Source organism: Thermosporothrix sp. COM3, from assembly GCF_059696735.1.
The window spans coordinates 6068262-6090873 of the sequence record NZ_AP019376.1; the positions used below are offsets into that span (position 1 = coordinate 6068262).

Annotated in this window: 20 protein-coding genes, 4 tRNA genes and 2 rRNA genes; 12 read left to right on the forward strand and 14 right to left on the reverse strand. The window is 53.2% G+C overall.

Translation table 11 applies throughout. The annotated features are described in order from the left end of the window. Window positions 1–21 precede the first annotated feature (21 nt). Window positions 22–95: transfer RNA gene (locus KTH_RS26050), tRNA-Pro, on the forward strand. A 17-nt stretch (window positions 96–112) separates the two neighbouring features. Here KTH_RS26050 and KTH_RS26055 read toward each other — a convergent pair. The 4 genes from KTH_RS26055 to KTH_RS26070 are packed head-to-tail and all read right to left on the reverse strand — an operon-like array spanning window position 113 to window position 3362. Next, complete coding sequence (locus KTH_RS26055) at window positions 113–1204, reverse strand: methyltransferase (RefSeq protein WP_497621801.1); 1092 nt, start codon at window positions 1202–1204, stop codon at window positions 113–115. A 13-nt stretch (window positions 1205–1217) separates the two neighbouring features. Continuing rightward, the gene (locus tag KTH_RS26060) at window positions 1218–2102 is read right to left on the reverse strand and encodes a UbiA family prenyltransferase (protein ID WP_497621803.1); all 885 of its coding nucleotides are present in this window, start codon (window positions 2100–2102) and stop codon (window positions 1218–1220) included. Between the two features lie 42 nt (window positions 2103–2144). Continuing rightward, window positions 2145–2726, reverse strand: a complete 582-nt coding sequence (locus KTH_RS26065; protein ID WP_497621805.1) for an anti-sigma factor family protein — start codon at window positions 2724–2726, stop codon at window positions 2145–2147. A 3-nt stretch (window positions 2727–2729) separates the two neighbouring features. After that, window positions 2730–3362, reverse strand: a complete 633-nt coding sequence (locus tag KTH_RS26070) for an RNA polymerase sigma factor (protein WP_170142860.1) — start codon at window positions 3360–3362, stop codon at window positions 2730–2732. 131 nt (window positions 3363–3493) lie between these two features. Between KTH_RS26070 and KTH_RS26075 the strand changes: the two genes are divergently transcribed. The 7 genes from KTH_RS26075 to KTH_RS26105 all read left to right on the forward strand — a co-directional run bounded on the left by KTH_RS26075 (window position 3494) and on the right by KTH_RS26105 (window position 7334). After that, window positions 3494–3964, forward strand: coding sequence for a DUF6249 domain-containing protein (locus KTH_RS26075; RefSeq protein WP_111325109.1), 471 nt, complete (start codon window positions 3494–3496; stop codon window positions 3962–3964). A 313-nt stretch (window positions 3965–4277) separates the two neighbouring features. Next, window positions 4278–5761: ribosomal RNA gene (locus tag KTH_RS26080) — 16S ribosomal RNA — on the forward strand. Window positions 5762–5934: 173 nt separating this feature from the next. After that, window positions 5935–6008 (forward strand) — tRNA-Ile (locus KTH_RS26085). 6 nt (window positions 6009–6014) lie between these two features. Then, a tRNA-Ala gene (locus KTH_RS26090) sits at window positions 6015–6090 on the forward strand. Between the two features lie 37 nt (window positions 6091–6127). Next, window positions 6128–6244 (forward strand): 5S ribosomal RNA (gene rrf, locus KTH_RS26095). Between the two features lie 36 nt (window positions 6245–6280). After that, a tRNA-Ile gene (locus KTH_RS26100) sits at window positions 6281–6354 on the forward strand. A 95-nt stretch (window positions 6355–6449) separates the two neighbouring features. Next, window positions 6450–7334: a CPBP family intramembrane glutamic endopeptidase gene (locus KTH_RS26105; RefSeq protein WP_497621807.1), complete on the forward strand. Its 885-nt coding sequence runs from the start codon at window positions 6450–6452 to the stop codon at window positions 7332–7334. Here KTH_RS26105 and KTH_RS26110 read toward each other — a convergent pair. Together KTH_RS26110 and KTH_RS26115 are read right to left on the reverse strand one after the other, a co-directional pair. Beyond that, a complete protein-coding gene (locus KTH_RS26110; protein WP_497621809.1) occupies window positions 7321–8106 on the reverse strand; it encodes a type III pantothenate kinase in 786 nt (261 codons plus the stop codon). The genes KTH_RS26105 and KTH_RS26110 overlap by 14 nt on opposite strands. A 23-nt stretch (window positions 8107–8129) precedes the next feature. Next, entirely contained in the window at window positions 8130–8843 is a 714-nt protein-coding gene (locus tag KTH_RS26115) for a hypothetical protein (RefSeq protein WP_497621811.1), read from the reverse strand. Between the two features lie 294 nt (window positions 8844–9137). Here KTH_RS26115 and KTH_RS26120 point away from each other — a divergent pair, with 294 nt between their 5' ends. Both KTH_RS26120 and KTH_RS26125 read left to right on the forward strand, forming a co-directional pair. Next, window positions 9138–12716 (forward strand): UvrD-helicase domain-containing protein, encoded by a 3579-nt coding sequence (locus KTH_RS26120; RefSeq protein ID WP_497621813.1) that lies wholly within the window; start codon window positions 9138–9140, stop codon window positions 12714–12716. Window positions 12717–12791: 75 nt separating this feature from the next. Continuing rightward, entirely contained in the window at window positions 12792–13034 is a 243-nt protein-coding gene (locus tag KTH_RS26125; RefSeq protein ID WP_111325597.1) for a DUF2630 family protein, read from the forward strand. A 53-nt stretch (window positions 13035–13087) separates the two neighbouring features. On the opposite strand, the gene KTH_RS26130 is transcribed toward KTH_RS26125, so the two are convergent. From KTH_RS26130 to KTH_RS26155, 6 genes are all read right to left on the reverse strand, one after another. Beyond that, on the reverse strand, window positions 13088–13831 hold the full coding sequence (locus KTH_RS26130) for a lysophospholipid acyltransferase family protein (protein ID WP_497621814.1): 744 nt from the start codon (window positions 13829–13831) through the stop codon (window positions 13088–13090). After that, entirely contained in the window at window positions 13828–14508 is a 681-nt protein-coding gene (gene cmk / locus KTH_RS26135) for a (d)CMP kinase (protein ID WP_497621816.1), read from the reverse strand. The genes KTH_RS26130 and cmk overlap by 4 nt, the downstream gene beginning before the upstream one ends. An 85-nt stretch (window positions 14509–14593) precedes the next feature. Further along, on the reverse strand, window positions 14594–15352 hold the full coding sequence (locus KTH_RS26140) for a pseudouridine synthase (protein WP_497621818.1): 759 nt from the start codon (window positions 15350–15352) through the stop codon (window positions 14594–14596). Then, window positions 15349–16476 carry a DUF2851 family protein gene (locus KTH_RS26145; protein ID WP_497621820.1) on the reverse strand — a complete coding sequence of 376 codons (1128 nt, stop codon included), beginning with the start codon at window positions 16474–16476 and terminating at the stop codon, window positions 15349–15351. The genes KTH_RS26140 and KTH_RS26145 overlap by 4 nt, the downstream gene beginning before the upstream one ends. Further along, a complete protein-coding gene (locus tag KTH_RS26150) occupies window positions 16469–16600 on the reverse strand; it encodes a hypothetical protein (RefSeq protein WP_281278955.1) in 132 nt (43 codons plus the stop codon). Before KTH_RS26150 ends, KTH_RS26145 begins: the two co-directional genes overlap by 8 nt. Before the next feature lie 18 nt (window positions 16601–16618). Next, window positions 16619–18640, reverse strand: a complete 2022-nt coding sequence (locus KTH_RS26155) for a copper resistance CopC/CopD family protein (protein WP_497621821.1) — start codon at window positions 18638–18640, stop codon at window positions 16619–16621. 710 nt (window positions 18641–19350) lie between these two features. On the opposite strand from KTH_RS26155, the gene KTH_RS26160 reads away from it, so the two are divergent. Beyond that, window positions 19351–20076, forward strand: a complete 726-nt coding sequence (locus KTH_RS26160) for a ThuA domain-containing protein (protein ID WP_111325604.1) — start codon at window positions 19351–19353, stop codon at window positions 20074–20076. A 67-nt stretch (window positions 20077–20143) separates the two neighbouring features. On the opposite strand, the gene KTH_RS26165 is transcribed toward KTH_RS26160, so the two are convergent. Then, window positions 20144–20599: an ester cyclase gene (locus KTH_RS26165; RefSeq protein ID WP_170142923.1), complete on the reverse strand. Its 456-nt coding sequence runs from the start codon at window positions 20597–20599 to the stop codon at window positions 20144–20146. Window positions 20600–20858: 259 nt separating this feature from the next. On the opposite strand from KTH_RS26165, the gene KTH_RS26170 reads away from it, so the two are divergent. Beyond that, complete coding sequence (locus KTH_RS26170) at window positions 20859–21485, forward strand: hypothetical protein (protein ID WP_497621824.1); 627 nt, start codon at window positions 20859–20861, stop codon at window positions 21483–21485. Here KTH_RS26170 and KTH_RS26175 read toward each other — a convergent pair. Continuing rightward, entirely contained in the window at window positions 21482–22579 is a 1098-nt protein-coding gene (locus KTH_RS26175; RefSeq protein WP_497621825.1) for a class I SAM-dependent methyltransferase, read from the reverse strand. The genes KTH_RS26170 and KTH_RS26175 overlap by 4 nt on opposite strands. Between the last annotated feature and the right edge of the window lie 33 nt (window positions 22580–22612).

Below are 22612 nucleotides of genomic sequence, written 5' to 3' on the forward strand. Positions count from 1 at the left end.
AATAAAGCCGTCCGAAAGAATCGGGGTGTGGCGCAGCCCGGTAGCGCACTTCAATGGGGTTGAAGTGGTCGGAGGTTCAAATCCTCTCACCCCGACTTTTAAGAAGCGGTGATCAGTCACCGCTTCTTTTTTTTGTCTCGTTTCGCTTGCGTGCTGTCACGAAGCAAGTTCCTGGTGTCAGCATCTCATGTTTGTGAATCTGCTCCATTCCTGCCCTTTCCAGCCAGTATCGGACATCCGAAAATGGATGACAGGTGCCACCGATGATGGTCACAGAGAGCTGCATCAGTTGGGTGGTCAGGGTGGAGAGGCGTGAGCGTTGCCGCTGGTCTGAGAGCTGATCGACCAGGATCAGGAGCCCGCCCGGGCGGAGAGTATGAGCCACCTTGTGAAGTACCGCCTGGTTGTCCTCAGGTTGAAGCAGATGGGCGATGTTAAAGTAGAGCGCCACATCAAAGGGTTCTGAAAAGTGCTCAGGAAAATCATCGCTCACAATATCACAGCACATAAACTGAATTCGCTGTTCCAGCCCCAGACGCTGTACCGTGTGTGTGCCTGCCTCAACCCCGGCTTCAAGGTCGATCACGGTTGCATGCAGCCCGGGATAGGCGCGGCAAAAAAGCGCGCTGTACGCTGCATGAGAGCCGCCAACATCAAGCAGACGGGTGGCAGGTTGTGGCAGAGGGACCCGCCGGAGAATCTCCGGGCCGATCATTGAGGCAAGCGCGGCCAGCCCGGCATAGTGGCGCTCAAGAAGCTGTCGGCTCTCAGCAGTTGTGGTACTCTCTTCATACGGCGTTTTCATCGCTGCCTGGTTGGTGTGGATAATCTCATCGAGATGGGCCCAGATATTCGCCAGATCGGGTCCATGAAGAATATATGGTATGAGATTCTGTCGGGAGCTTGAGACAAGCCAGCGCTGGCTTATGCGTGTGTTGTAATATCTCCCCTTGTGCTGGCGCAAATAGCCGGAAGAGACAAGCAGTTGAAGTAGATAGAGCAGTCCCTGAGGATGACACTGAAGCCTATCGGCGAGCTCCGACACCGTCTGTCCTCGGGTACGCAAGCTATCGAAAAGCCCAAGCTTGCAGGCTGTATAGAGCGCTGTTGAGATTCCGGCAGAGAGTGGAACGTCAAAAAGCGGTGTGGGCAGCAAGTTCAAACGAGCGAGCAGATATTCCAGGGCTGTAAAGCGTAGCGGCATAAGCAACCCCCTTTCAGAAAAGGACTCCAGCTAACCAACCCCCTCCTAGAAGCAGCGTAATACAGACCACAAAGAGGAAGTAGGGGCGGCGGGTTGTTTTGCGATTCAGCAAGCGCTGTGGCCTGAAGAGAAGCGCGAGCAGGCCAATGCCGAACAGACCCGGGAGAAAGGTCGCCAGGAGAATGAGCAAATTTGCAGGCACCAGATGTGTGAAAGTGAGAAGGGCGATTACAACCACTCCGCCAAGAAGCAGAAGAGGGATAGCGAGCGCACATCCGCGAACGCCTAGTACAACCGCCAGGGTTCGTGCATTCCCGGCTCGATCCTCCTCGATGTCCGGGAGCGAATTCGCGAGATTGAGGGCGATGCCAAAGAGTGCCCCGAGTGGGATCAGCCAGCCAATAAAAGGCGGAAAGCGATCCATGCCGACAAAAGCATAGACCGGGATTAGAGGCATTGCCAGTGCAAAGACGATACCGCTGAGGGGTGTTGATTTCAGCCCGAGGTTGTAGCCCTGGCCCAGACAGAGGTAGATCAAGGAGAGAAGCCCAGCAAGGCGATTGAGCGGCCACAAGAGGAATGCCATGACGACAATTAAAAAGAGCCCCACGATCAGCGCCTCCCGGGGACGAACCAGCCCTTGAACCAGGGGCTTCTTTTTGTCACTTCGGGCGTCAAGCTCACGGTCACAGTAGTCATTGAGAATAGCGATAGAAAGCTGCATTGCCAGATGGGCGGCTACGACCAGCACAAAACGCGGCCAGGAGACTTGAGGCCAGGCGGCGAGCAAGGCAAAGAGCGCAATTGCGATGGTATGAAACAGGACAGGGACAGGATGGCAGAGCTGGTAGAAGCCGGCCACTACCTCGTGAAGATGGCGTTGATTAGCTGTCCGCATGATGAAACCCTCAGAGGTGGCTGTCCTCCGGTCAAAAGCGGATTACCAGACCGGGAGACGATCCAGTACAGCTTTAAACCAGATGGTACGTACTTCACTACCTGCTAATAGAAGGGTAATCCAGATGCCGATAAGGGTACCGAAAACCCAGAAGGAAAGCATTAAAATGTTACTATTCATGCCCATCAGCATGCTCCAGATAGTCATCAGAAGCTGTGAGAGAATGTCATGTCCGTTCCCAATAGGGAGCATAGAGCGTAGCGAGGGCTCGCTCGCCATTACGCCAATGGTGGCAACGGAGGCTAGAATGATTGCAACCAGCAGTTCTGGAAACGATGGGCGGAACAGTTTCTCTGCTTCCTGTTGCAAGGTCTGCCGGCGGCGAGCTTCCTCTGCTTGCCGGGTCCTGAGTGCGATGCGCTGCATAATATTGTGGGTCAGGTCCGCTGGCTCTTGAACCAGATCGAAGCTCTGAATGGCCCGACTGATGTATTCAAGCTGCCGTAATTCCTGCTGACAACGAGAACAAGAAGAGAGATGTTTTTCCAGCTCTCGCATCTTGTTGAGAGGTAAATGTTGATCAATATAGAGTTGGATGTATCGAGAAGCTCTAGAGCAATGCATTCTTTAACCTCGTGATTTCCATTCCTGCTCAAATGCCTGTAGGCGCTCTTTCAACAGATTCCGTGCTCTGAACAGATGCGTCTTGATTGTGCCAATGGGCATAGTCAATATTTCGGCCATCTCTTCGTAGGTCATTTCTTGAAGGTGACGGAGAATCAACACAATGCGGTATTTCGCGGGAAGATTAGAAAGCTGCTCGTGAACAAGATGTTGATAAGCCGAGGCCTCTATTGCTGCATTAGAGGGCTCATCGCCCTGAGCTTTTTCCAGAATTTGTTCTTCCTGTATTGCAGCCTGTAGTGCTTTTTCTCGTTTACGTAGTTCCAGTTGTTTCAGACAGCAGTTATAAGCAATACGATAGAGCCAGGTTGAGAACTGGGCGTCTCCTCGAAAGGAAGATAGGCCCTGCCAGGCAGCAAGAAATGTTTCTTGCGTGACCTCGTTCGCTTCTTCATATTGTTGAAGCATGCGAAAGACAAGGTTGAATACTCGTCGTTGATGTCGCTGCACCAGTTGGGCAAATGCATCCTGGTCGCCTGCCTGGCTTGCGGCAACCAGCTTCGCATCGTCCAGTTGTTCTGTGGTCGCAGCGCCAACATGGGGGAGCGATATTCCTAAACTGTGTGATGGCTGCAATGAGAATTCCTTCATAGCACTGTAATTAGAGGCCAGTAACGAGAAAAAAGTTTCACCAAATTCGCGAAACTTCTTTCTTCTATAAGCTATCTTACCATACGTCAAGGCTTTGCAACAAAGAGGAGTGCCTGATGTCGCTGAATGTACTTGTTGTTTTATTGGGGTGGTTATTCGCGCTGGCGATCTTCCTGGGATTTATTATTCTCCTGCGCTATCTGCATCACCGGGAACGAATGGAACTGATTCGGCATGGTTTCAGCCCGGATATTATGCGGCGCCTGCGCAGGAGCCGGGGAATTTTGCGAGCCGGTTTGATTACCTGCATGGTGGGAATAGCCTTGATGGCAGGTCTGTATCCGATTGGCTTCTTTTTACCAGATACCTTCCCTCAGGCTCCCCTCCATCTGGGGCCCTGGCTGCTACCCGGTTTGATCCCCTTTGCTGTGGGATTGGCTCTGATTGGCAGTTACTATTTAGAACATAGTCATGCGTTTGATGATGAACAGAAAGCATCGAAAGATGTTTCTGCGTCAAACCGAAACGGTGAAGGAAACGTGGTACCGTTTGATCACCGCGATGGAACACGCAAAGAATCCCTTTGAGCACCATGCATGAGACGTATTGAAAGAGGAGATGCGCGTTCTGCGGCCCTTCTTCACCCGGCTGAAGGGAAAATTTCCCAATTTTGTAAACAGGGCCAAAAAAGTATTGACAAGACTATGGAGTAGTGATATTATTCCACTTGCGCCGGACGGGAAAGCCGAAAGGCGCGGGGATGCGAAAGCATCAAGCGATCATTAACAACTGAAGAGTGGTAAGGAACCAATTGCACAACAAGTTTCCGTCTTGCAAGGATAAGCTTGCCAACAGAACTTGACTGTAAAATCTCTGAGTGAGATTTTCATAATAAAGCTTTGAATGGCGAGTTTGATCCTGGCTCAGGACGAACGCTGGCGGCGTGCCTAACACATGCAAGTCGAACGCCCTTCCCTCGTGGAAGGGAGTGGCGGACGGGTGAGTAACACGTGGGTACCTACCCTGAAGTGAGGAATACCGGCGAGAAATCGCCGACAATACCGCATACGCTCCTTCGGGAGCAAAGCTCGCAAGGGCGCTTTAGGATGGGCCTGCGGCCGATTAGCTAGCTGGTGAGGTAAGAGCTTACCAGGGCGACGATCGGTAGCTGGTCTGAGAGGACGATCAGCCACACTGGGATTGAGAACGGCCCAGACTCCTACGGGGGGCAGCAGTGAGGAATTTTCGGCAATGGGGGCAACCCTGACCGAGCAACGCCGCGTGCAGGAAGACGGCCTTCGGGTTGTAAACTGCTTTTCTGTGGGACGAGCAAGGACGGTACCACAGGAAGAAGCCCCGGCTAACTACGTGCCAGCAGCCGCGGTAATACGTAGGGGGCGAGCGTTGTCCGGAGTTACTGGGCGTAAAGCGCATGCAGGCGGTCGGGTAAGTTTGCACTGACAGTCATCGGCTTAACTGATGAAGGCGTGCGAAAACTGTCCGACTTGAGGGCTCTAGAGGGGTGCGGAATTCCGAGTGGAGCGGTGAAATGCGTAGAGATTCGGAGGAACACCAAAGGCGAAGGCAGCGCCCTGGAGAGTACCTGACGCTCAGATGCGAAAGCTAGGGGAGCGAACGGGATTAGATACCCCGGTAGTCCTAGCCGTAAACGATGACCACTAGATGTCCGGAGTATCGACCCTTCGGGTATCGGAGCTAACGCGTTAAGTGGTCCGCCTGGGGAGTACGGTCGCAAGATTAAAACTCAAAGGAATTGACGGGGACCCGCACAAGCAGCGGAGCGTGTGGTTTAATTCGATGCAACGCGAAGAACCTTACCAGGTCTTGACATCACACTGACAGCCCTAGAGATAGGGTCTTCCTTCGGGACAGTGTGACAGGTGCTGCATGGCTGTCGTCAGCTCGTGTCGTGAGATGTTGGGTTAAGTCCCGCAACGAGCGCAACCCTCGTCGCTAGTTGAATGTTCTAGCGAGACCGCCGTTACAAAGCGGAGGAAGGTGGGGATGACGTCAAGTCAGCACGGCCCTTACGACCTGGGCGACACACACGCTACAATGGCCGGGACAAAGGGCAGCCAACCCGCGAGGGGGAGCCAATCCCATCAAACCCGGTCTCAGTTCAGATTGCAGGCTGCAACCCGCCTGCATGAAGTCGGAGTTGCTAGTAACCGTAGGTCAGCACACTACGGTGAATACGTTCCCGGGTCTTGTACACACCGCCCGTCACACCACGAAAGTCGGCAACACCTGAAGCCGCTGGGCTAACCTCATTGAGGGGGCAGGCGTCGAGGGTGGGGTCGGTGATTGGGGTGAAGTCGTAACAAGGTAGCCGTACCGGAAGGTGCGGCTGGATCACCTCCTTTCTAGGGAGTACAGGATGAGAGATGCAAGAGACGGCATCACACAAGACTCATCCGATCCCAGGTCGATACTTACCTTCAGGTAAGTGAAACCTGCAAAGCTTATCCAGGTGGAATACTTGGCGGCTTGGCCTTACCACTCTTGAGTTGTTAACAATCTTGATGCTTTCGTTCACGGGCTTTTAGCTCAGGTGGTTAGAGCGCAGTCCTGATAAGACTGAGGTCCCTGGTTCGAGTCCAGGAAGGCCCATTGCCCGGGGATGTAGCTTAGCTGGAAGAGCGCCGCCTTTGCACGGCGGAGGTCAGGGGTTCGAATCCCCTCATCTCCACCAGGAGATAAATTCTCCACCCGTTTGTATATGCGGGTGGAGCGGTGATTATCGCGAAAGGGTTCCACCCGTTCCCATCCCGAACACGGTAGTTAAGCCTTTCAGCTCCGACGATACTTGGCGGGCAGCCGCCTGGGAAAATAGGACATTGCCGCTCCGCCCGCCTATACAGGCGGATTTTATCGCTATAAGCGGGCTTTTAGCTCAGGTGGTTAGAGCGCAGTCCTGATAAGACTGAGGTCCCTGGTTCGAGTCCAGGAAGGCCCATTTTTCATTTTTGGCTTTTCCTCTCTCTACTCATTTCCCTCACCTCTGTATCCTATCTATAAAAGATGTGCTACTTGTAGATAGGGAGAATAGACATGCCCCGGGTTACTGAAAATCGCCTTTTCCGTTTGCTTCATCTGGCGCGGCGTCCCACTCCCTGGTGGCTGGCCCTGATCCTGATTATTCTGGCGATTCCTCTGGTGCAAATTCTGGGGGCGCTTCTGGCGGGTTTTGTGCTCTATGGGCTCGGCGTGCGCTCGATCGGTGGGATACAACGGCTTACTGTTCCTGGCTCACTCTTCAGCCTCATTGCATCCCTCTTCACTTTCGGCTTACCCCTTTTTCTGCTGTGGATCTGGGTTCGCTGGTACGAGAAAAGACCGTTCTGGGCGCTTGGCTTTGAGTGGCGCAGAGGAGTATGGCGCAAGCTCCTTTTTGGTCTGCTGATTGGCCTGGTGGCCGCGTTGATAAGCGGCTATGCCGCCTATGCACTGGGCCTGGTTCGCGTGCTTGGAGGGCTCAGTCAGCCGTTCTCGGCGGCGTTGCTGCTTGCCTTTCTCGTTCAGTTGCTTTCCTATGTGATACAGTCCTCAGCGGAAGAGATTGAGATTCGAGGCTGGCTCTTTCCGTTGCTCGGTCGCCATTTCGGGGTGCTGACAGGTCTACTGCTTCAGGCGCTGGTCTTTTTGTTTATTCATAGCCTCAATGAAGCACTCTCCCCGCTCTACCTGCTATTTACCCTGGTTTTTGGTGTTTTTGCTGGCCTCTACGTGCTTTATGAGGGGAGTTTATGGGGAATCTGTGCACTGCATACCATGTATAATTTTGTACAGTTTATCCTCTTTCTGGAGTGGATGCGTTTGCGTCCGATTGCGGATCCCAACATTCTGGATATCGTGACTATTCCGGTCTGGCTTATCGGCATTGTGATCCTGGGCTTTTTGCTGAGTCGCAGGCGACGCACTCTCAGGGGCGGTTAAGCAGTGTGTAGGCAATTCGCAGACCTTCCAGGGGCAGAAATTGATTGATATGCTGAATTTCCGGGATGAAGGGGGCAATACTGTGTACGAGCCCGCCATGCCCTATGATGTTAACCTGACTTTCGTCGGTAACATCTGGAATCTCAGCTCGAAGCCGCTTGATCAGTCCCTGTACCAGCCCTGCATGACCATAGATAATCCCGGACTGCATGTTTTCAATAGTGTTTTTGCCGATGGCATGTCTGGGCGGGCGAAGCTCTATCCGAAAGAGTTTGGCCGCTGCGCTGCTCAGCGCTTCTGCTGAGATCATCAGACCCGGCGCAATCGCACCGCCTAAAAAGCTGCCATCACCTCCCACAACATCGAAGGTGGTGGCAGTGCTGAACGCGATCACAATTGCGGGTCCTTGATACAGATGGTGAACTGCCAGCGCTGTGACGATGCGATCCGCACCCAGTTCCTGTGGGTTATCAATACGCAGCGTGATACCAAGATCAAGGTCAGGGGTGATGATGCAGGCTTCTTGCTGGCAATAACGTTGAGCTAGCTCCTGAAAAACCGGCGTAAGGGGAGGAACAACGCTGGCAAGCACGATCGCATTGATATCGGTAAAAGAATACCCGACATGCCGGAGGAGATTGTTAAACAACATCGCATACTCATCTGTGGTGCGCTGTTGCACCGTGGAAATCACCCAGTGCTGTTTCATGACATCACCGAGGTATATTCCAAGTTTGATGTTGGTATTGCTGACGTCGATAGCAAGAAGCATATCGGGTATTTTTCTTCTCTGGTCTATTTTTCTGCTTTGACTTCCTCTGCCTCTTCCCGCTTTTCCTCTTCATCTTCCTTTGGCGCGTATTTGTTCAGCGCTTCGCCGATTTCTGCGGGATCGCCGTATGTCTCATCTTGCAGGACCACATGGGTCTTGTTGGTGCGGTCATCAAGGAATGCCAGTGTGAGTGGAGTACGCATGCGTTTCCGGCGCCATTTGCGCCCTTCCTTTGTCCAGGCTCGCCCGAAGATCAGGGTCACGATGGTGTCTCCCATATTTGGCATCTGACGCACGCTGGTGATATCGTCTTCGGTGACCTTGCGAGGCGGCTTGCGTAGGCCACGTACTGTCACATAGCGGATATGCTGTGTCGGGACATGGATAATCTTGCTGCCTTTCTGCTGGACGAAGCTTTCGGGCGTGATCACAATGAGATGCTTGTCATGTTCTTTCAGGCGAATCGCATCTGTAATGAAGGTCCAGAGGCTTCCCAGGCCGATAAACAGAAAAATGGCGAAAAGTAAAAGGGTAAATAGTATCAGGATAATACCACGTTGAAAATTAGAGGGAACGACGAGCTGATAAACCAGTGCAAAAAGGCCAAAACCGATAATGGTGCCAAATGCCCAACCGATCAGGCCAATAATGACCTTATTTTTCTGAAGCGGGTAGACATGCCAGTCTTCTGGCACCTCTTCTGTTTTGGCGAGTCTCAGGATCTCCTCTGCTTGCATGTATACTCTCCTTTGTCACTTGCTTGGTGCCATTTCTCTGTTATTCGCCCTATTATACCAGACAGGATAGCTGAAAGGTATACACGATAATCTACCTTGAATTACGTTCATGACTGGTAAATATTCACCCTGTTTTTACCCGGTAGCGAAGAAATGAAGTCAATTGGCGCTCTGGCCCCCTCTTTTCCCTATAGAAAGAGGTACCAGAATACGCTATAATAAAGCGTGCTCTGGAATAATATGTATGGAGTGTCCCCGTAACACTGTTCGTGTAGCAGAAGTTGCTTTATTGCTATGGATAATCAATTACATGCGCTCGCTGAAGCGGCGGCCCGTCTTCTTCTTCAGCAATTCCGTCAAGAAAACACGCACTGGACCGATGATTGCACGCCTCTGGATGACCTTGTTGAGTGGCTCGACCTCTCTGTCGCGACCTTCTATCCTGGCGACGAACCAGAAGGGACATATGGCTATGTGGATGCCGATGAGGACGAGCAACTGATCTGGCTGTGCCGCGATATGCCGGAAACTCTGCGTCGCTTTACGCTTGCCCATGAGCTTGGCCATGTCGTACTGCATTGTCGCCATGAGGGACGGATTCAAGAGCTCATGGCCCCGCTCAGGGAACAAATTGCTCACTTTCATCTCCCCGCACTTTCTCGTAATGATCCCTGTCAGGAGCAGGATGTCACTGATGCACTGGCCGGGCAGGATCTGCTACATGATACCGTCGGCATGGAATATGACCCACGCAGTCAGCGTGAGCTGGCCGCGAACCTTTTTGCGGCTGAACTGCTGATGCCGCTTGAGCGTGTGCGCACGCTCTATATTCAGGAGCAGGTAGCCCCTCAGACGTTGGCGGCTCGATTTGGAGTCTCAACCGGAGCGCTCTTGAATCGGTTGGCGGAGCTGATGCAAGAGCCTATCATTGAGCCTGCTTCACCGGGAGAAACCGCAGCTTCTACAGTTGCAAAGAAGCGCTATGATGAGTTTCAGCAGGCCGCCATTCAGGCCGCGACCCCTGCCCTGGTTGTGGCCGGTCCTGGGAGCGGAAAGACAAGTACATTGATCGGACGCGTTGACTATCTTGTGCAGACGCTGCGGGTGCCACCTCAGGCTATTCTGGCGCTGACCTTCTCGCGCAAGGCGGCGCAGGAGATGGAAGAGCGCGTTCGGTTGTTGCTTGGCCCATCGGCACAGATCCCGAAAATGAGTACCTTTCACGCGTTTTGTGCGGAGCTTTTACGTGAATATGGAACCCTCGTCGGTCTGCGCTCCGATTTTATGCTGATTGATGAGGCTGAGGGCTATTTCCTTTTGCGTCAGCAGGCCGGTCAGTTGCATTTGCGCCACTATATGAGTCCGCAGAATCCGGCCCACTCGTTCCCCGATATGCTTCAGGCAATATCGCGGGCAAAAGATGAGCTTGTTTCACCCGCCGAGTATCAACAACTGGCGCAGCGCATGCTGGTACAGGCTCAGGATGAAGAGGCAAAGGAACAGGCTGAAAGAGCGCTGGAAGTGGCTCGGCTCTATGAGCTCTATGAGGCGGCGCTGGCTCGTCGAGGCGATACCGATTTTGGCGGCCTGATTATGCTGACAGTGCGCCTGTTACGCGAGCATCCTGCTGTGTTACGAGAACAGCAGAACAAATATCAGCATATTCTGGTGGATGAGTTTCAGGATATCAACCGCGCAAGTGGCGTGCTGCTCCGTGTACTGGCGGGTGAGACGCGTAATGTCTGGGTGGTAGGTGATGCCAATCAGGCTATTTATGGGTTTCGAGGGGCATCGCCGGCAAATATCAGCCAGTTCGAGACAGATTTTCCGGGAGCAAGCATTCTGCCGTTAAGCCGCAATTATCGTTCGCGCCCTGATCTGGTAGCTATTGCTGAGTCATTCCGTTGTTTACAGCTTGAACTGGGGCAAGAGCCCGGCAAGAATCAGCCAGTCCGTCTCACACATCCCGGTACCTCGGTTGAGCTGGCAAAGGCGACGAATGAGGCGAGCGAGCTTGCAGGAATTGTGCAGGACATTCAGCGCAAGCTTGAGCAGGGCTATACCTATAAGGATATTATGGTACTCTGTCGGACTCGGGCATTGGCTCGGAAGGTGACGAGCGCTTTGCTGGCGGCAGGTCTACCTGTGTTCGAGCAGAATGGAGTGTTGGAGCAGCCGCATTGTAAGAATGTGCTGGCGGTTCCTCTGTTATTGCTGAATGAGAGCGGTATGGGTATTATTCGCGCTTCCCTGCTTCCGGCGCATCCTCTTGACGCAAAAGATAAAGAGGCGCTGATCCTTGCCGCCCGTGAACAGAAGAAGAAGCTTTCGCAGATGCTCTTTAATGGGGAAATTCCTTCGACGGTGAGCCCGGTTGGGGCGCTCTCTTTACAGCGCCTGTCCGAAATTCTTCAGTCGTTACAGCATGCCCCCGATATCTGGACCTTGCTTGCGCAGTATTTGTTGCTGGAAACAGGAATAGTGCGCGATCTGCTTATACACAATGATGAACAGGCTAAAGCGTTCTTGTATGATTATGCGTCGTTGTTGCAGATGGCACGCCATTTTGATTTGCAACAACAGGCTCGTCTCAGGTTATTGGCCGAAGAGGAGAAAGAGGCCGAATTACCACCATTGGAAGAGCGTATCCGAGCCTTTTTTGACTATCTGCGGCTCCTGGTCCTGTTGCGTCAGGACGGTGCGAAACGCGAGCAGGCAGACGGAGAGGAAGCGAACGCCAATATTATTCGCGTGATGACAGTGCACGCGAGTAAGGGGCTGGAATTCCCTGTTGTCTATATGCCAGGATTGGCGCAGTATCGGTTCCCCCTGATGTATACGTCGGTTGCAGTGCCTGCGCCTGCTGGTATGTTGCCTCCCGATTGTGAGGGCCGAGCAGCCCATGAGAGTGGCGAGTCCTGCCTGTTCTATGTTGGCGTTACGCGGGCCCGCGACCAGCTTATTTTGAGCTATAGTGAGCGCTATGGGAAACGTGCCTATAAACGTTCACTGTTTCTTGATGCGTTGGAGGCTGGTTTGCCCGCTGACAGGATCACAAAAAAAGTCTGGGATAGCGTCAAGGCGGATCACGAACGGGCTCCAGACGAAGCCTATGCTCCAACGCCGGGACAGGACTTTTTGCAACGGATGAAGCCGCATGAGTTATACGCGTCCGCGTTAGAGGCTTATCAACGCTGCCCACGTCAATATCTGTATCAGCACATCTATCGGTTCGAGGAAGAGACATCGTCCTATCAACGCTTCTGGCATGCTGCCCAAAAAGCTGTAGAGGAGCTTCGTCAGCGCATGGAGCAAGAGGCTGACTGGTTCCCTGATGAAGAAGCGGCGCGTCAGCTCTATCTGCGCTACTGGCAGGAACAGGAAGGAGAGCAAGCGCCTTTCGCTGCCTACTATCGGGAACATGGCTTTGAGGTGGTCGAGAAAGAGCGGCGTATCCTGGCTGCCAGAAAGCAGAATGCCTTGAAGGTGCATGAAAGCTTTCATGTCGAGATCGCGGGCCGACCGGTGCGCGTGGCAGTTGATCGAATCTCCACATCTTCTGATCCCTCCAAGCGCGTCGCATTTGAACGAGTGCGAATGGGCAAGCGAAAGAGCAAACCAACCCCGGACACCCGGGAACTGCTTTATACGCTGGCTTCGCGGCAATTATATCCTGATGAGCCTGTTGAACTTGTGAGCCGAAACCTCTCAACCGGTGAGACGGAGCCTATCAGGCTGACAGCACGCAAAGAAAAGGCCCTGATGGAAGAGGCCGAGAAGAGCGTTCAGGCGCTTGAACAGGATCTCTATCCGCCTCGGCCTGACGCACGGCGTTGTCCGGGCTGCCCCTTCTTCTTTATCTGTCCTGAGTGAATACGAAATAGAAAGTCAATCGTATCTGTTGTAGAAGATATCGGGTTGAATAAACGAAAGAAGGGTGATATTACGATGGATGATCAGGATATCTTGAAGCAAATCAGTAAGCTGGTCGATGAAGAGCATGCCCTGTTACAGCGAGCTGAGAAAGGCCAACTTCAAGGAGATGAGCGTCAGCGAGTTGATGATCTGAAGGTACGGCTTGATCAGTGCTGGGACCTCTTGCGCCAGCGCCGGGCTCGCCGCGATTTCGGTATGAATCCTGATGATGCGCAGGTTCGAGATCGAAATATTGTGGAACACTATAAACAATAAGCGCAAAAAAGATCCAGCCCCTGAATGTGGACTGGATTTTTTTCTATATGCTTTTATGCCTCTTTTGCTACGGGCGGCTGATCGCCATAGTAGCCCCGATACTGAGGGGGGAGCATTTCAGCGATTTTGCGCATGACGGTTTCGGTTGCTTCCTCGATATCTTCACGCGTCATTTTCGCTCCCTTTGGCTTCAAATGCAGCGGCTCACCATATGAAATAGTCACTTCTGCGCCGAACTTCTTCAGCACATTTTCACTGCCCCATATGGCGACAGGAAGGACGGGAACACCTGCCCGAAGCGCGATCATGCCAAGCCCGTTGAATGCCTTGCCCAGTGCCCGGGATTTACTGCGTGTCCCTTCCGGGAAAATAACAAAGACCTTGCCCTTCTGAAGCTGCTCACCGGCGGCGCGAATGGCCTGGCGATCCGCCCAGTTCCGTTTGACCGGGAAGGCGCCTAGAAATCGAACCAGCCAACCAAGTTTGCTATAGAAAAGTTCTTCTTTTGCCATATAGACGACGCGCCCGGGAACGTGCAGCGGTACCAGAGGAACATCTGTCCAGGAGAGGTGGTTTGAGACGATGATATAGGGTCCTTTTCTGGGGATGTTGTACCGTCCACGGATGCGTATACGGGCGATCAGGTGTAGCACCACAATAGCAATGACTCGGAGCAGTTCATACAGAGGACGTGGAGTAACGTAGGGCTCGTACAAGTTTTTCTGTTTCTCTGTTTTCTCTTGCTTCTTCTGTGTGGGTTGTGGATCTTGCTGTTGCTCTTGTCGATCCGCGCTCATACTTTTTCCTCCACGTACTGACAGATGGTGTCAAGAACCTGTTCAATATTGAGATGATCGGTATCGACGATAATTGCATCCGGCGCGGGACGCATATTTGCTTGATCGTCTTGATCCCGCTTCTCGACATCCTGCATCACTTCTTCAAAGCTCGGGAGTGCAGGATTATGTTCTCCCATGCGCTCGACCATTTCAGCATAGCGGCGACGGGCTCTTTCGTACAGGCTGGCGGTTAAATAAAGTTTCAGTTCTGCATCGGGTAGGACTATTGAGCCAATATCGCGCCCCACCATGACGATCTGTCCCTTACTTGCGATGGCGCGTTGTTGCTGGATCAGCACACGGCGCACTTCTGGATGGCCCGCAACAGTAGAGACAGCACGTCCTACCTGGCTGGTGCGAATATCCCAGGTGATGTCGCGTCCGTGTACGGTCACGGTATACTGGCGACCATCAGCGATCTGGGGCTTGCTGATAACGATATCTGCTTTCTCTGCCAGTTCTCCCAGGGCTGCCCCATTGTTGAGGTCCATTCCCCTGTGTAAAGCCAGCCAGGCGACTGCTCGATACATTGCGCCTGTATCGCAATAAAGATAGCCTAGCCTTCGGGCTAGATGCTCGCCTACTGTGCTTTTGCCTGCGCCTGCTGGCCCATCTATAGCTATGCGTCCTGGCACGTGCTTGTATCCTCCACTTGTCGTAAACATACTGGGAAGGATTATATCATATCGAGACAGAGAAGATAGATACTCGCAAAGGTGTTCAAGGCTGCCGAAGAAGATCCCGTATCTCCGTTTCTGTCAGATGGCGCCAGTGGCCTGAGCTTACCCCTTTAAGGGTAAGCTTCCCGATCCCTACTCGCTTGAGGCGAATCACCGGGTGTCCTACCGCATCGAGCATCCGGCGAATCTGGCGTTTGCGTCCCTCTCGGAGCGTGATTGCAAGGCGGCTGACCCGCCCCTGAGTTTCGCGCAGACGCACCCGGGCGGGAGCGCTTGTATACATGCGTCCATCATCCTCAAGGAAGGCAACTCCTTGTTCCAGCCGCTGTATTGTCTGTGCGTCTGGTATCCCTTTGACATATGCCTCATAATGCTTCTCTTTTGAGTATCGGGGATGCGTCAGACGTTGCGCGAAGTCCCCATCATTGGTCAGCAGGAGCAGGCCGCTGGTTTCACGGTCCAGGCGCCCAACCGGGTAGAGGCGTAGCGTACGCAGTTCGGGTGGAAGTAGATCAAGCACCGTCGGGCGCCCTTCGGGATCAGAAACCGTGCTGACATAGCCCATCGGTTTATGTAAGAGCAGATAGAGGTGCTGTGTTCGGGCGTGTATCTCCTTATTATCGACATAGATACGATCGCGCTCGGGATCGATCTTGACGCCTTGCGTGGAGATGACCGTTTCATTGACACGTACTCGGCCCGCGGCGATCAGTTCTTCTGCTTTGCGGCGAGAGGCCACGCCCGCACGGGCCAGAAAGCGGGCCAGGCGTTCTCCCTCCTGTGGTTGTGGCTTATTCATAGATATTTGCTTGCAATACACTCCTCACAACGTTTCTGCTGACAGGTTTCACGATAGATATAGTGTAGCCCTTGCTGCTGGCAGGCGCCTATCGGTTCGGCACTCAGCCGCAGTTGGCGGCGCATCCGCCGGGTGATATGGTTTGAGACCAGACCGGGGTACTCACTATAAAGCATTTCAACCCGATTGTACAGACTGTGCAGATCATCCAGATTATTCAACTGCTCTTGCTGTTCCAGCAGGGCAACCGCCCCGGCAAATGGCAGGATCACATTACAGATGACGATATCGGCTCGGGTCTGGCTGATTCCCTCCTGACAGAAGATCTGTCGCAGGCTGGATCGAAGCCTTGCGAATGGCTGCTCGAACACAGACGCGAATTGCGCCCAGGCTCCCGACTCCTGCCATTGTACTATCAGATGTTGGAGTCCCTGTAAACGCTGTTGATCGAGCTGCGCGGGGTGCTCAGAGGCCGGGTGTGGAATGCGCGTCTGCTGCTGAAGAAGTACATGACCGAGCGCACGAAACATCTGGCGATCCCGCCCATATCCCAGACTTTCGGCAATGGCGGGAATCAGCAGGGTGTCATAATCTTCCTGTTCGCGGAGCTGCTCGATAAAGTGCTGTACTCGCTGCTCAAAGCGAAGCAGACCTGCCGTCCTGAATAAACGATGCTGTTCCTCCCGGGAAAGCTGTGGTATGGTTTGCTGACAGGGCCAGAGTGGGCTGTGCTGCGTTCCCGGCTGCTGTGGGATATCGGCCAAACTACAGGTCGGGATATGTTGCCCGTCTTGCCGCTGCACCGGCTCAGCCAGATCACAGACCTGCACAATATGCAGGATCACCCGGTTATAGCGAATGTCATCCTGATGCCGATGCGCGTACCAATCGCTGGCGCGAAGATGAAACTCGGCATCGCCGTAGAGCGGTGAGCCTGTGGCATCTTTCAGTACAATGTCATGTACATCGGGGCCGGCTGATGTGCCAATATAGCCCGCGAAGTGGAGATGATAGATGCTTCCATCCTGCAACAGCAGTCGGGTGCCCTGCGGCAGACTCCACCAGTGCTTTGCCAGTTCCTGTTCAACCGAATGGCGCTCGCACAGGAGTAACGGTTTATCCATGTGTGTGCCCGGATTGGCCGGCCTTCTGGGGGGCCTGCCGAATGGCCTGTCTGATGGCTTCCTCGGTGATCTGTACGACAAGACGTGCCTCTCGGGCACGCTGAAGCTGTTGTTCCTGCATCATTCCATCTCCTCTCCGAAATCAGGGTAGCGTTACCTGAAACGTGGTTTGAAGCGGTTGCTGTCCGGGTCGCTGAATGTGGACCGTGATTGCCCAGACACCAGACATATCAAAGGTGGTGCCCTTTTCAAATACGGCGACATAGAGCGGATTCCCGCTCTTGACACTTGCACGGGTTGTTCCCATATCCATTGCAATCATATTCAGTTGTAACTGGATCTGTGCGTCTGTAACGGCCGCGCCGTTGGCGTCATTCAGTGCCAGCACGATGCTGTTTGTGGCGTTCACCTTGCCGGGAAGTACCTGAAGCGTTACCGAGAGATCGCCTACCTGCTGTGTGATCGGGCCCGTTGCGTTGCTCCCAGAAGGAGATACTGCAGTTCCCGGCTGATTGGCGGGAAAGACGATCGGGGGCGCATAAAAGGTCAATAGGGCCAGGCAAAGAAACATACTGCCGCCCAGAATAATTTGTGTATAGATTGTTTGTCTGAGAGTCCGTTCCGTGTTTTGCAGCGCGGATTGACGGGCTTTCTTGGCCGGGAGCTCTGCTTTGACGACCGGTACGAGTCGCGCCTGTCGCGCCATTTTAGGGAGCACCTGATAGAGCGCGTAGGCTCCACTTGCCAGCAGCAACAGGAACAGCAGCGCTTCGACCAGCAGTGTGCGCCCATATGGGTCACCAAAGAGCTCCTGCATGCCTGGAATCGCGGTTTCGGCCAGAAAGATGCCACTAACAAGGAAAATGCCAATACAAGCTTTATGATATGGTGCCATGCAGCGCTGAACTGTGTTCAGTAGCTGTTGATGGTCGCTATCAATATTCGGCAACAGAATCAGGCCAAGATAGGCCAGACCACCAAGCCAGACACAGAGCGCCGCCAGAAATAGCCACTCGAAGATAATCACGCTGAAGTGCGGTCGTAGCACCTGAACGGCATCGCTTGATAGAACGTAGGCCAGCAAGAACAGGCCAATCAGTACAAGCCAGAATATCGTTTGCCATGACAGCATGCGCGTCTGCGGATGGTTGAGTGCGGCTTTATCTGGCTCGTTGCCAGAGGGCTTCAATCCTGGCTGTGAGGGCGTTTTTAACGCTCCATGTCGGGGCTCGCTTGTGGTAGAACGCATGCCTCCCGGATTGGATGCGGCCTGCTTTGGGCGCACGACCGGAGCGGTCACCGTGTTTTTGTGCGTCCAGTATAGAAAGCCCATTGCACAGAGCGTCAGCAGTAGTTGCGCGATCAGGAAGCGGCCATAATTACTCTGGAGCAGAAGCCCGAGGGTGGTGTTGGCCGTTATCCCTGTCTGAAGCTGTTGCGTCATCTGAAGCAGACGAAGCAGAAACGAGACGAGCTCGCTAAAGAGAAGCAAAAACAGGCAGAGCCACTGAAACGAAGTACTCTTCTCGCGCACTCGCTCCAGCAGGTCGTGAAGCGCCTGTCTGGGCTGCAAAATCAGGTGTTCGGTGATAACAATGCCTATCCAGAGAGCCAGTCCCAGGAGCATCAGCCAGTCCCAGACAATACCAAGAAGAGCAGTCGGGGTGAAGACCCGAGAACCATCTGTGCCATAGAGATTATTGCTGCTCTCGGGGCCAACCACAACGGTTCCTGTGACTCCGGTGCTGGAAAAGCCTACATTAAAGCCAATGATGCCATTGGTAGTATGCCCATCTCCATTGGCGACAGCGGTCCAGAGAATCTCATAGCTCCCTTTCGGCTGCTTTTCGGGCGCTTGCACGGGGATATTGAGCTGTCTGGGATTGGTCGATGAAATACTGCTCTCACCCACGGTAATGTCAACAAGGGTGTTATTCTGGATCGAATAGACTCGGGCACGGCTGAGCGGGCTGAGGTCGGCGTTGAAGTAAATATGCGCGACCGTGGGTACCTTCTCGATGGTGGAGCCATCAATTGGATCTGAGCCAATAACAAAGCTATGGGCGGAAGCCGAAAGAGGAGGTACAAAGAAGCATGCGCCTGCTAAGACGGCCACTCCCAGGATAAGGACAGAAATGATTCGTAAGAGTCTTCGTGGTTGCATGAACGCTCTACATCTCTAGCGATTTCGTTATGTATTGATACATAGCATACGCGCCTGATAATTTCTTTCACAGTGTCTGTTTGCTGGTGACATCTCGATTGCCTGGAGCCGGAAGACAGCAGCTATGGTTCAGGTATGCGGTCTACTGTCTTCGTGATTGTACTGGAATTGGATTATGATTGTTATTGTGATTGTACATCAGCGCTGTGCTGCTAGCAATACATTGCTGACAATGAATGGAGATCTTCGAGAGAGAAGATGCCTTTTGCGCCTGTCCTTTGTCGGGCTAACGAATGTCGCTCTGTGGTTGGAGATTCGACACAAAAGGCATTACTGTATTCTCTACAAGATTTTTTCCCGTTCTTCAAGTTTGATGAGAGCAATAGGAAACAAGAGCAGTTGATCCAGCTTTTGGAATCAGAAAGGCTCTTCCTGCAAAACATATTTGTCCCATTGCTAGAAAGCGATCGCTATCGGTCTGGTAGGGCCAGAGAAGAAATGTTACAATAGACTGTAATTACCTGGTGTGCAGAAGGCTCTGCACGGTACCGCCGGGCAGACGAAAACCGTCGAGGGAGTCTCGTCAAAAGCTGCTGGCAGCGGGTCGCGTTGGGCGGCTCATATGCATGCTGGCTGGAAGAAGAATCCTCCGACTGAAGCCCCGGGGAGTGTGTCAAGATAGTGTCTCTATATCTGGAAAGCTGGAAACAATGACATCGACTATTCGAGTGACTGTCTGGAACGAATATCGTCATGAGCGTAAAAACCCGGAAGTTGCCAAACATTATCCTGAGGGAATGCATAGTGTCATTGCGGCTGCACTGAAGCAGGCTGGCATTGAGGCTCGTACAGCGACTCTGGATGAGCCGGAGCATGGATTAACGCAGGATGTGCTTGACACAACAGATGTGCTGATCTGGTGGGGCCATATGGCGCACGGAGAGGTACAGGATGAGGTTGTTGAGCGCGTGTATCAGCGGGTCCTGGATGGCATGGGACTGATCGTGTTGCACTCAGGCCATTTCTCGAAGATCTTCCGCAAGCTGATGGGCACCACCTGTGATTTGAAATGGCGTGAGGGCAATGACCATGAACGCATCTGGGTTGTTGCTCCCGGACATCCCATTACTGAGGGTCTGGGCGAATACTTTGAGATCGAGCGCGAGGAGATGTACGGCGAACATTTCGATGTGCCTGCTCCCGAGACGCTTGTCTTTATAAGCTGGTTTAGCGGCGGCGAGGTTTTCCGCAGTGGGGCCTGCTACACCCGCGGACGAGGCAAGATCTTCTATTTCCGTCCCGGGCATGAAACCTTCCCGACCTATCATCGGCCCGAGGTGCAACGCGTCATTATCAATGCCGTACGTTGGGCTGCGCCGACGCCGGCTCCTGCCCGTGTTTTTGGAAACGTACAGCCACTTGAGCCTGAGAAATAAAGAAGAAGGCGGTTGTGTTACCCGTTGCGGGCTCAACCGCCATTCTTATGCTTGCCATTCGGTTGCTTTACTGTACCAGCGGCAGATCAATACCAAGCTGCTTTAAGATCCCCCTGACTCCCCCTTCATCGTTGGTTGTGGCGTGAATCGCTGTAATCTTATCGTCCTGAAGCTTGTAGACGACATCCTCGGTTGGGAGCGAGATACTGCGCCCGGTCTGTGGAATAGGCGGCGTGCCCAGCACCGGGAGCACAAAGCTGTCCGACTGGTAGCCCGTGACATGCCAGGTGGCTGAAACGGTTGTATCATCCTCATCAATCATATTGTGGATATTAAAGGCAAGACCGGGAATACCCGCTTTCAGGCCGCTAATCAGGTCAAGAAAGCCCTGACGGTCGAGTGGTTTCGGTGTCCAGCCCTCAAAATGGAAGGTATCCGCAAGATAAGGCTCATATTCATCTGGCTGATTATTATCAATCGCAGTGGTAAAGTTTCGCACAAGCTCTATTGTTTCATCGCTCATATGCTTTTCTCCCCCTGTAGAAAACTTCAAGGTCATACTGTCATGTACACGTTTCATAGTGTGTATCTGGTTGCCTCTTTTCGTATCATATCACCAGAAACGCTCGCTTGGTGGGAGGAACTCAAAGTGAGCTTGTAAGTCATGCCGTTTTTGCCTATACTAGTGGTAGATGAGTATCAATTGTAGCGTATCTACTGCCAGTGTTTTTGCCAGGAGTTCTTGAAAGACGCGCCGTTTGGGCGTCATACAAGGAGATACTATGATCGGTCGGTTGTTCCAGGTAGCGTTGATTGTTGGAGTGGTAATTCTTTTCCTCTTGCTGGTTCGTCCTGATTATGTTGCTAATGCGGGCAATGCCTTGATCAATGCCGCGAATGGCTCAACAATTGGGGGGGTGACGCAGTTTATCCCCAGGCCTGACGGAAAAGGGCGAGATTTTCAGGTGACACTCCAGGGCCTGACCAGTGGCCTGAACTACACGATTACACTGGATAAGGGGAGTTGTGGAGGGGAAACCCTGGCTGTGTTAGGGAAAGTAGCCTCTGATGGCCAGGGGAACGCGACGCTAACCGTGTCCCGTGATAATCTTGGTTCCGAGATTCAAAAAGGAGTCTGGGTCAATGTGCATCAGGGCGATGCGAGTGGCCAATCGCTGGCCTGTGGTGAAGTGAAAATAAACAGCCAGGAATTGAATAATTTTAATAACGCGACGCCGGGCCCCGGACTGGACCCCTTGAGGCAGAATCAGGAAGCGGCCAATAATCCTGATAATAGCCCCACCAGCCCGAGCCTGCTTCCCAATCCCTTTGGCGGCTTCCCTCAGACGGGTGCAGGCCCGGGCGATGACAATTCCTATGATAACTACCAGTATCCGCGCAGGCATTAATGCTGTAGAATCAGGACCTTGAAATTGCCCATACCGCGCGGGTCGGTCAGAGCGAGAACGCGCTGGCGCAGGTTATACCACTGAAACAGGGCTGTCTGTCCCTGATCGCTGGCGCGTTCTGTGCTATCAATCACCGCGAAGTCATGCTTGCGAATCTGTTCCAGCTCTTCAAAGATCCCCATCTTTTGTAACCAGGCAGCCTGAGTCGTGTAGGTATGCAGGTGCAGGCCGTGCCGCTCTCCCTCGTCAATTAGAGCGCTGAAATTCACATGTGCTGTGATATCCTGTTCACCCGGCTTTGCAAGCGGCTGTTCGGTAAAGGTGTGGCGATAGTAACAGGCCAGCGTGCCCCGTGGACGTTCGGGCGTGTAGAGCTGACGCGCCTTCTCGCCGTAATCAATGGTCAGCAGGAAGCCGTGAGGTGTGGTCTGAAGCCAGCGTGCCGTATTGGCAATCCAATGCAGGGCATCAAGGTTCACCTCGGCTCGCCAGCCATCCGGGAACGTGCGCCAGGGTATTGCGAAACGATCGAGATAGGTGCTGACCTCTTCGTTTTCTGGCTCACTCAGGAACCCACACAGGCGACCCTCTTCCTGATCAACATAGAGCTCATACAGGATGTCGCCTCGTTTCTCAAGGACGTGTACCGGAAAGGCGTCAACCAGCTCATTGGAGAGGAGCACATGCGGCTGTAGCCCTTGTGTGGCTGGATCGAGTGCATCTTGCCCGGTCCCGATATCGGTCGTATAGTAGTCAAGGGCTGCCGCCAGTTCGGGGACTGTACGCTCGGCCCATGAGCGAACGCCGTGCCCCAGATCGCCTCGGCCTGCTCCCTGTTCAACGACGACGAAGCGCGAAGGATGGTCTAGCGCTTCCCAGAGCTGCTGAAGCTGTCGTCCCGCGCAGGCTGCAAAAAGGCTGGAGACATCAGTGCTGGTATAGAAGTCTCCTTCCCAACCAACGCGGGTCTTGTTGCTGACATAGTAGCCCAGTTCCGGTTCATAGAGCGCGATCCGCATATATTGCGCAAAGGTCAATGGGCCTTCCTGTTGAATTCGTTCGATAATCCGTTGTTGCAGAGGTGTTGCTGTCATAACTCTTCTATCTTCTATCCTCATCCTCTCTTC

What these genes read in the sequence shown, in the direction of transcription:
- KTH_RS26130 (WP_497621814.1), bottom strand. Translation starts at nt 13,831, where the DNA reads ATGAGCGCGGATCGACAAGAGCAACAGCAAGATCCACAACCCACACAG.
- KTH_RS26120 (WP_497621813.1), top strand. Translation starts at nt 9,138, where the DNA reads ATGGATAATCAATTACATGCGCTCGCTGAAGCGGCGGCCCGTCTTCTT.
- KTH_RS26165 (WP_170142923.1), bottom strand. Translation starts at nt 20,599, where the DNA reads ATGAGCGATGAAACAATAGAGCTTGTGCGAAACTTTACCACTGCGATT.
- KTH_RS26145 (WP_497621820.1), bottom strand. Translation starts at nt 16,476, where the DNA reads ATGGATAAACCGTTACTCCTGTGCGAGCGCCATTCGGTTGAACAGGAA.
- KTH_RS26065 (WP_497621805.1), bottom strand. Translation starts at nt 2,726, where the DNA reads ATGCATTGCTCTAGAGCTTCTCGATACATCCAACTCTATATTGATCAA.
- KTH_RS26115 (WP_497621811.1), bottom strand. Translation starts at nt 8,843, where the DNA reads ATGCAAGCAGAGGAGATCCTGAGACTCGCCAAAACAGAAGAGGTGCCA.
- KTH_RS26105 (WP_497621807.1), top strand. Translation starts at nt 6,450, where the DNA reads ATGCCCCGGGTTACTGAAAATCGCCTTTTCCGTTTGCTTCATCTGGCG.
- KTH_RS26160 (WP_111325604.1), top strand. Translation starts at nt 19,351, where the DNA reads ATGACATCGACTATTCGAGTGACTGTCTGGAACGAATATCGTCATGAG.
- KTH_RS26140 (WP_497621818.1), bottom strand. Translation starts at nt 15,352, where the DNA reads ATGAATAAGCCACAACCACAGGAGGGAGAACGCCTGGCCCGCTTTCTG.
- KTH_RS26175 (WP_497621825.1), bottom strand. Translation starts at nt 22,579, where the DNA reads ATGACAGCAACACCTCTGCAACAACGGATTATCGAACGAATTCAACAG.
- KTH_RS26150 (WP_281278955.1), bottom strand. Translation starts at nt 16,600, where the DNA reads ATGATGCAGGAACAACAGCTTCAGCGTGCCCGAGAGGCACGTCTTGTC.
- KTH_RS26110 (WP_497621809.1), bottom strand. Translation starts at nt 8,106, where the DNA reads ATGCTTCTTGCTATCGACGTCAGCAATACCAACATCAAACTTGGAATA.
- KTH_RS26075 (WP_111325109.1), top strand. Translation starts at nt 3,494, where the DNA reads ATGTCGCTGAATGTACTTGTTGTTTTATTGGGGTGGTTATTCGCGCTG.
- KTH_RS26055 (WP_497621801.1), bottom strand. Translation starts at nt 1,204, where the DNA reads ATGCCGCTACGCTTTACAGCCCTGGAATATCTGCTCGCTCGTTTGAAC.
- KTH_RS26125 (WP_111325597.1), top strand. Translation starts at nt 12,792, where the DNA reads ATGGATGATCAGGATATCTTGAAGCAAATCAGTAAGCTGGTCGATGAA.
- KTH_RS26060 (WP_497621803.1), bottom strand. Translation starts at nt 2,102, where the DNA reads ATGCGGACAGCTAATCAACGCCATCTTCACGAGGTAGTGGCCGGCTTC.
- KTH_RS26155 (WP_497621821.1), bottom strand. Translation starts at nt 18,640, where the DNA reads ATGCAACCACGAAGACTCTTACGAATCATTTCTGTCCTTATCCTGGGA.
- KTH_RS26170 (WP_497621824.1), top strand. Translation starts at nt 20,859, where the DNA reads ATGATCGGTCGGTTGTTCCAGGTAGCGTTGATTGTTGGAGTGGTAATT.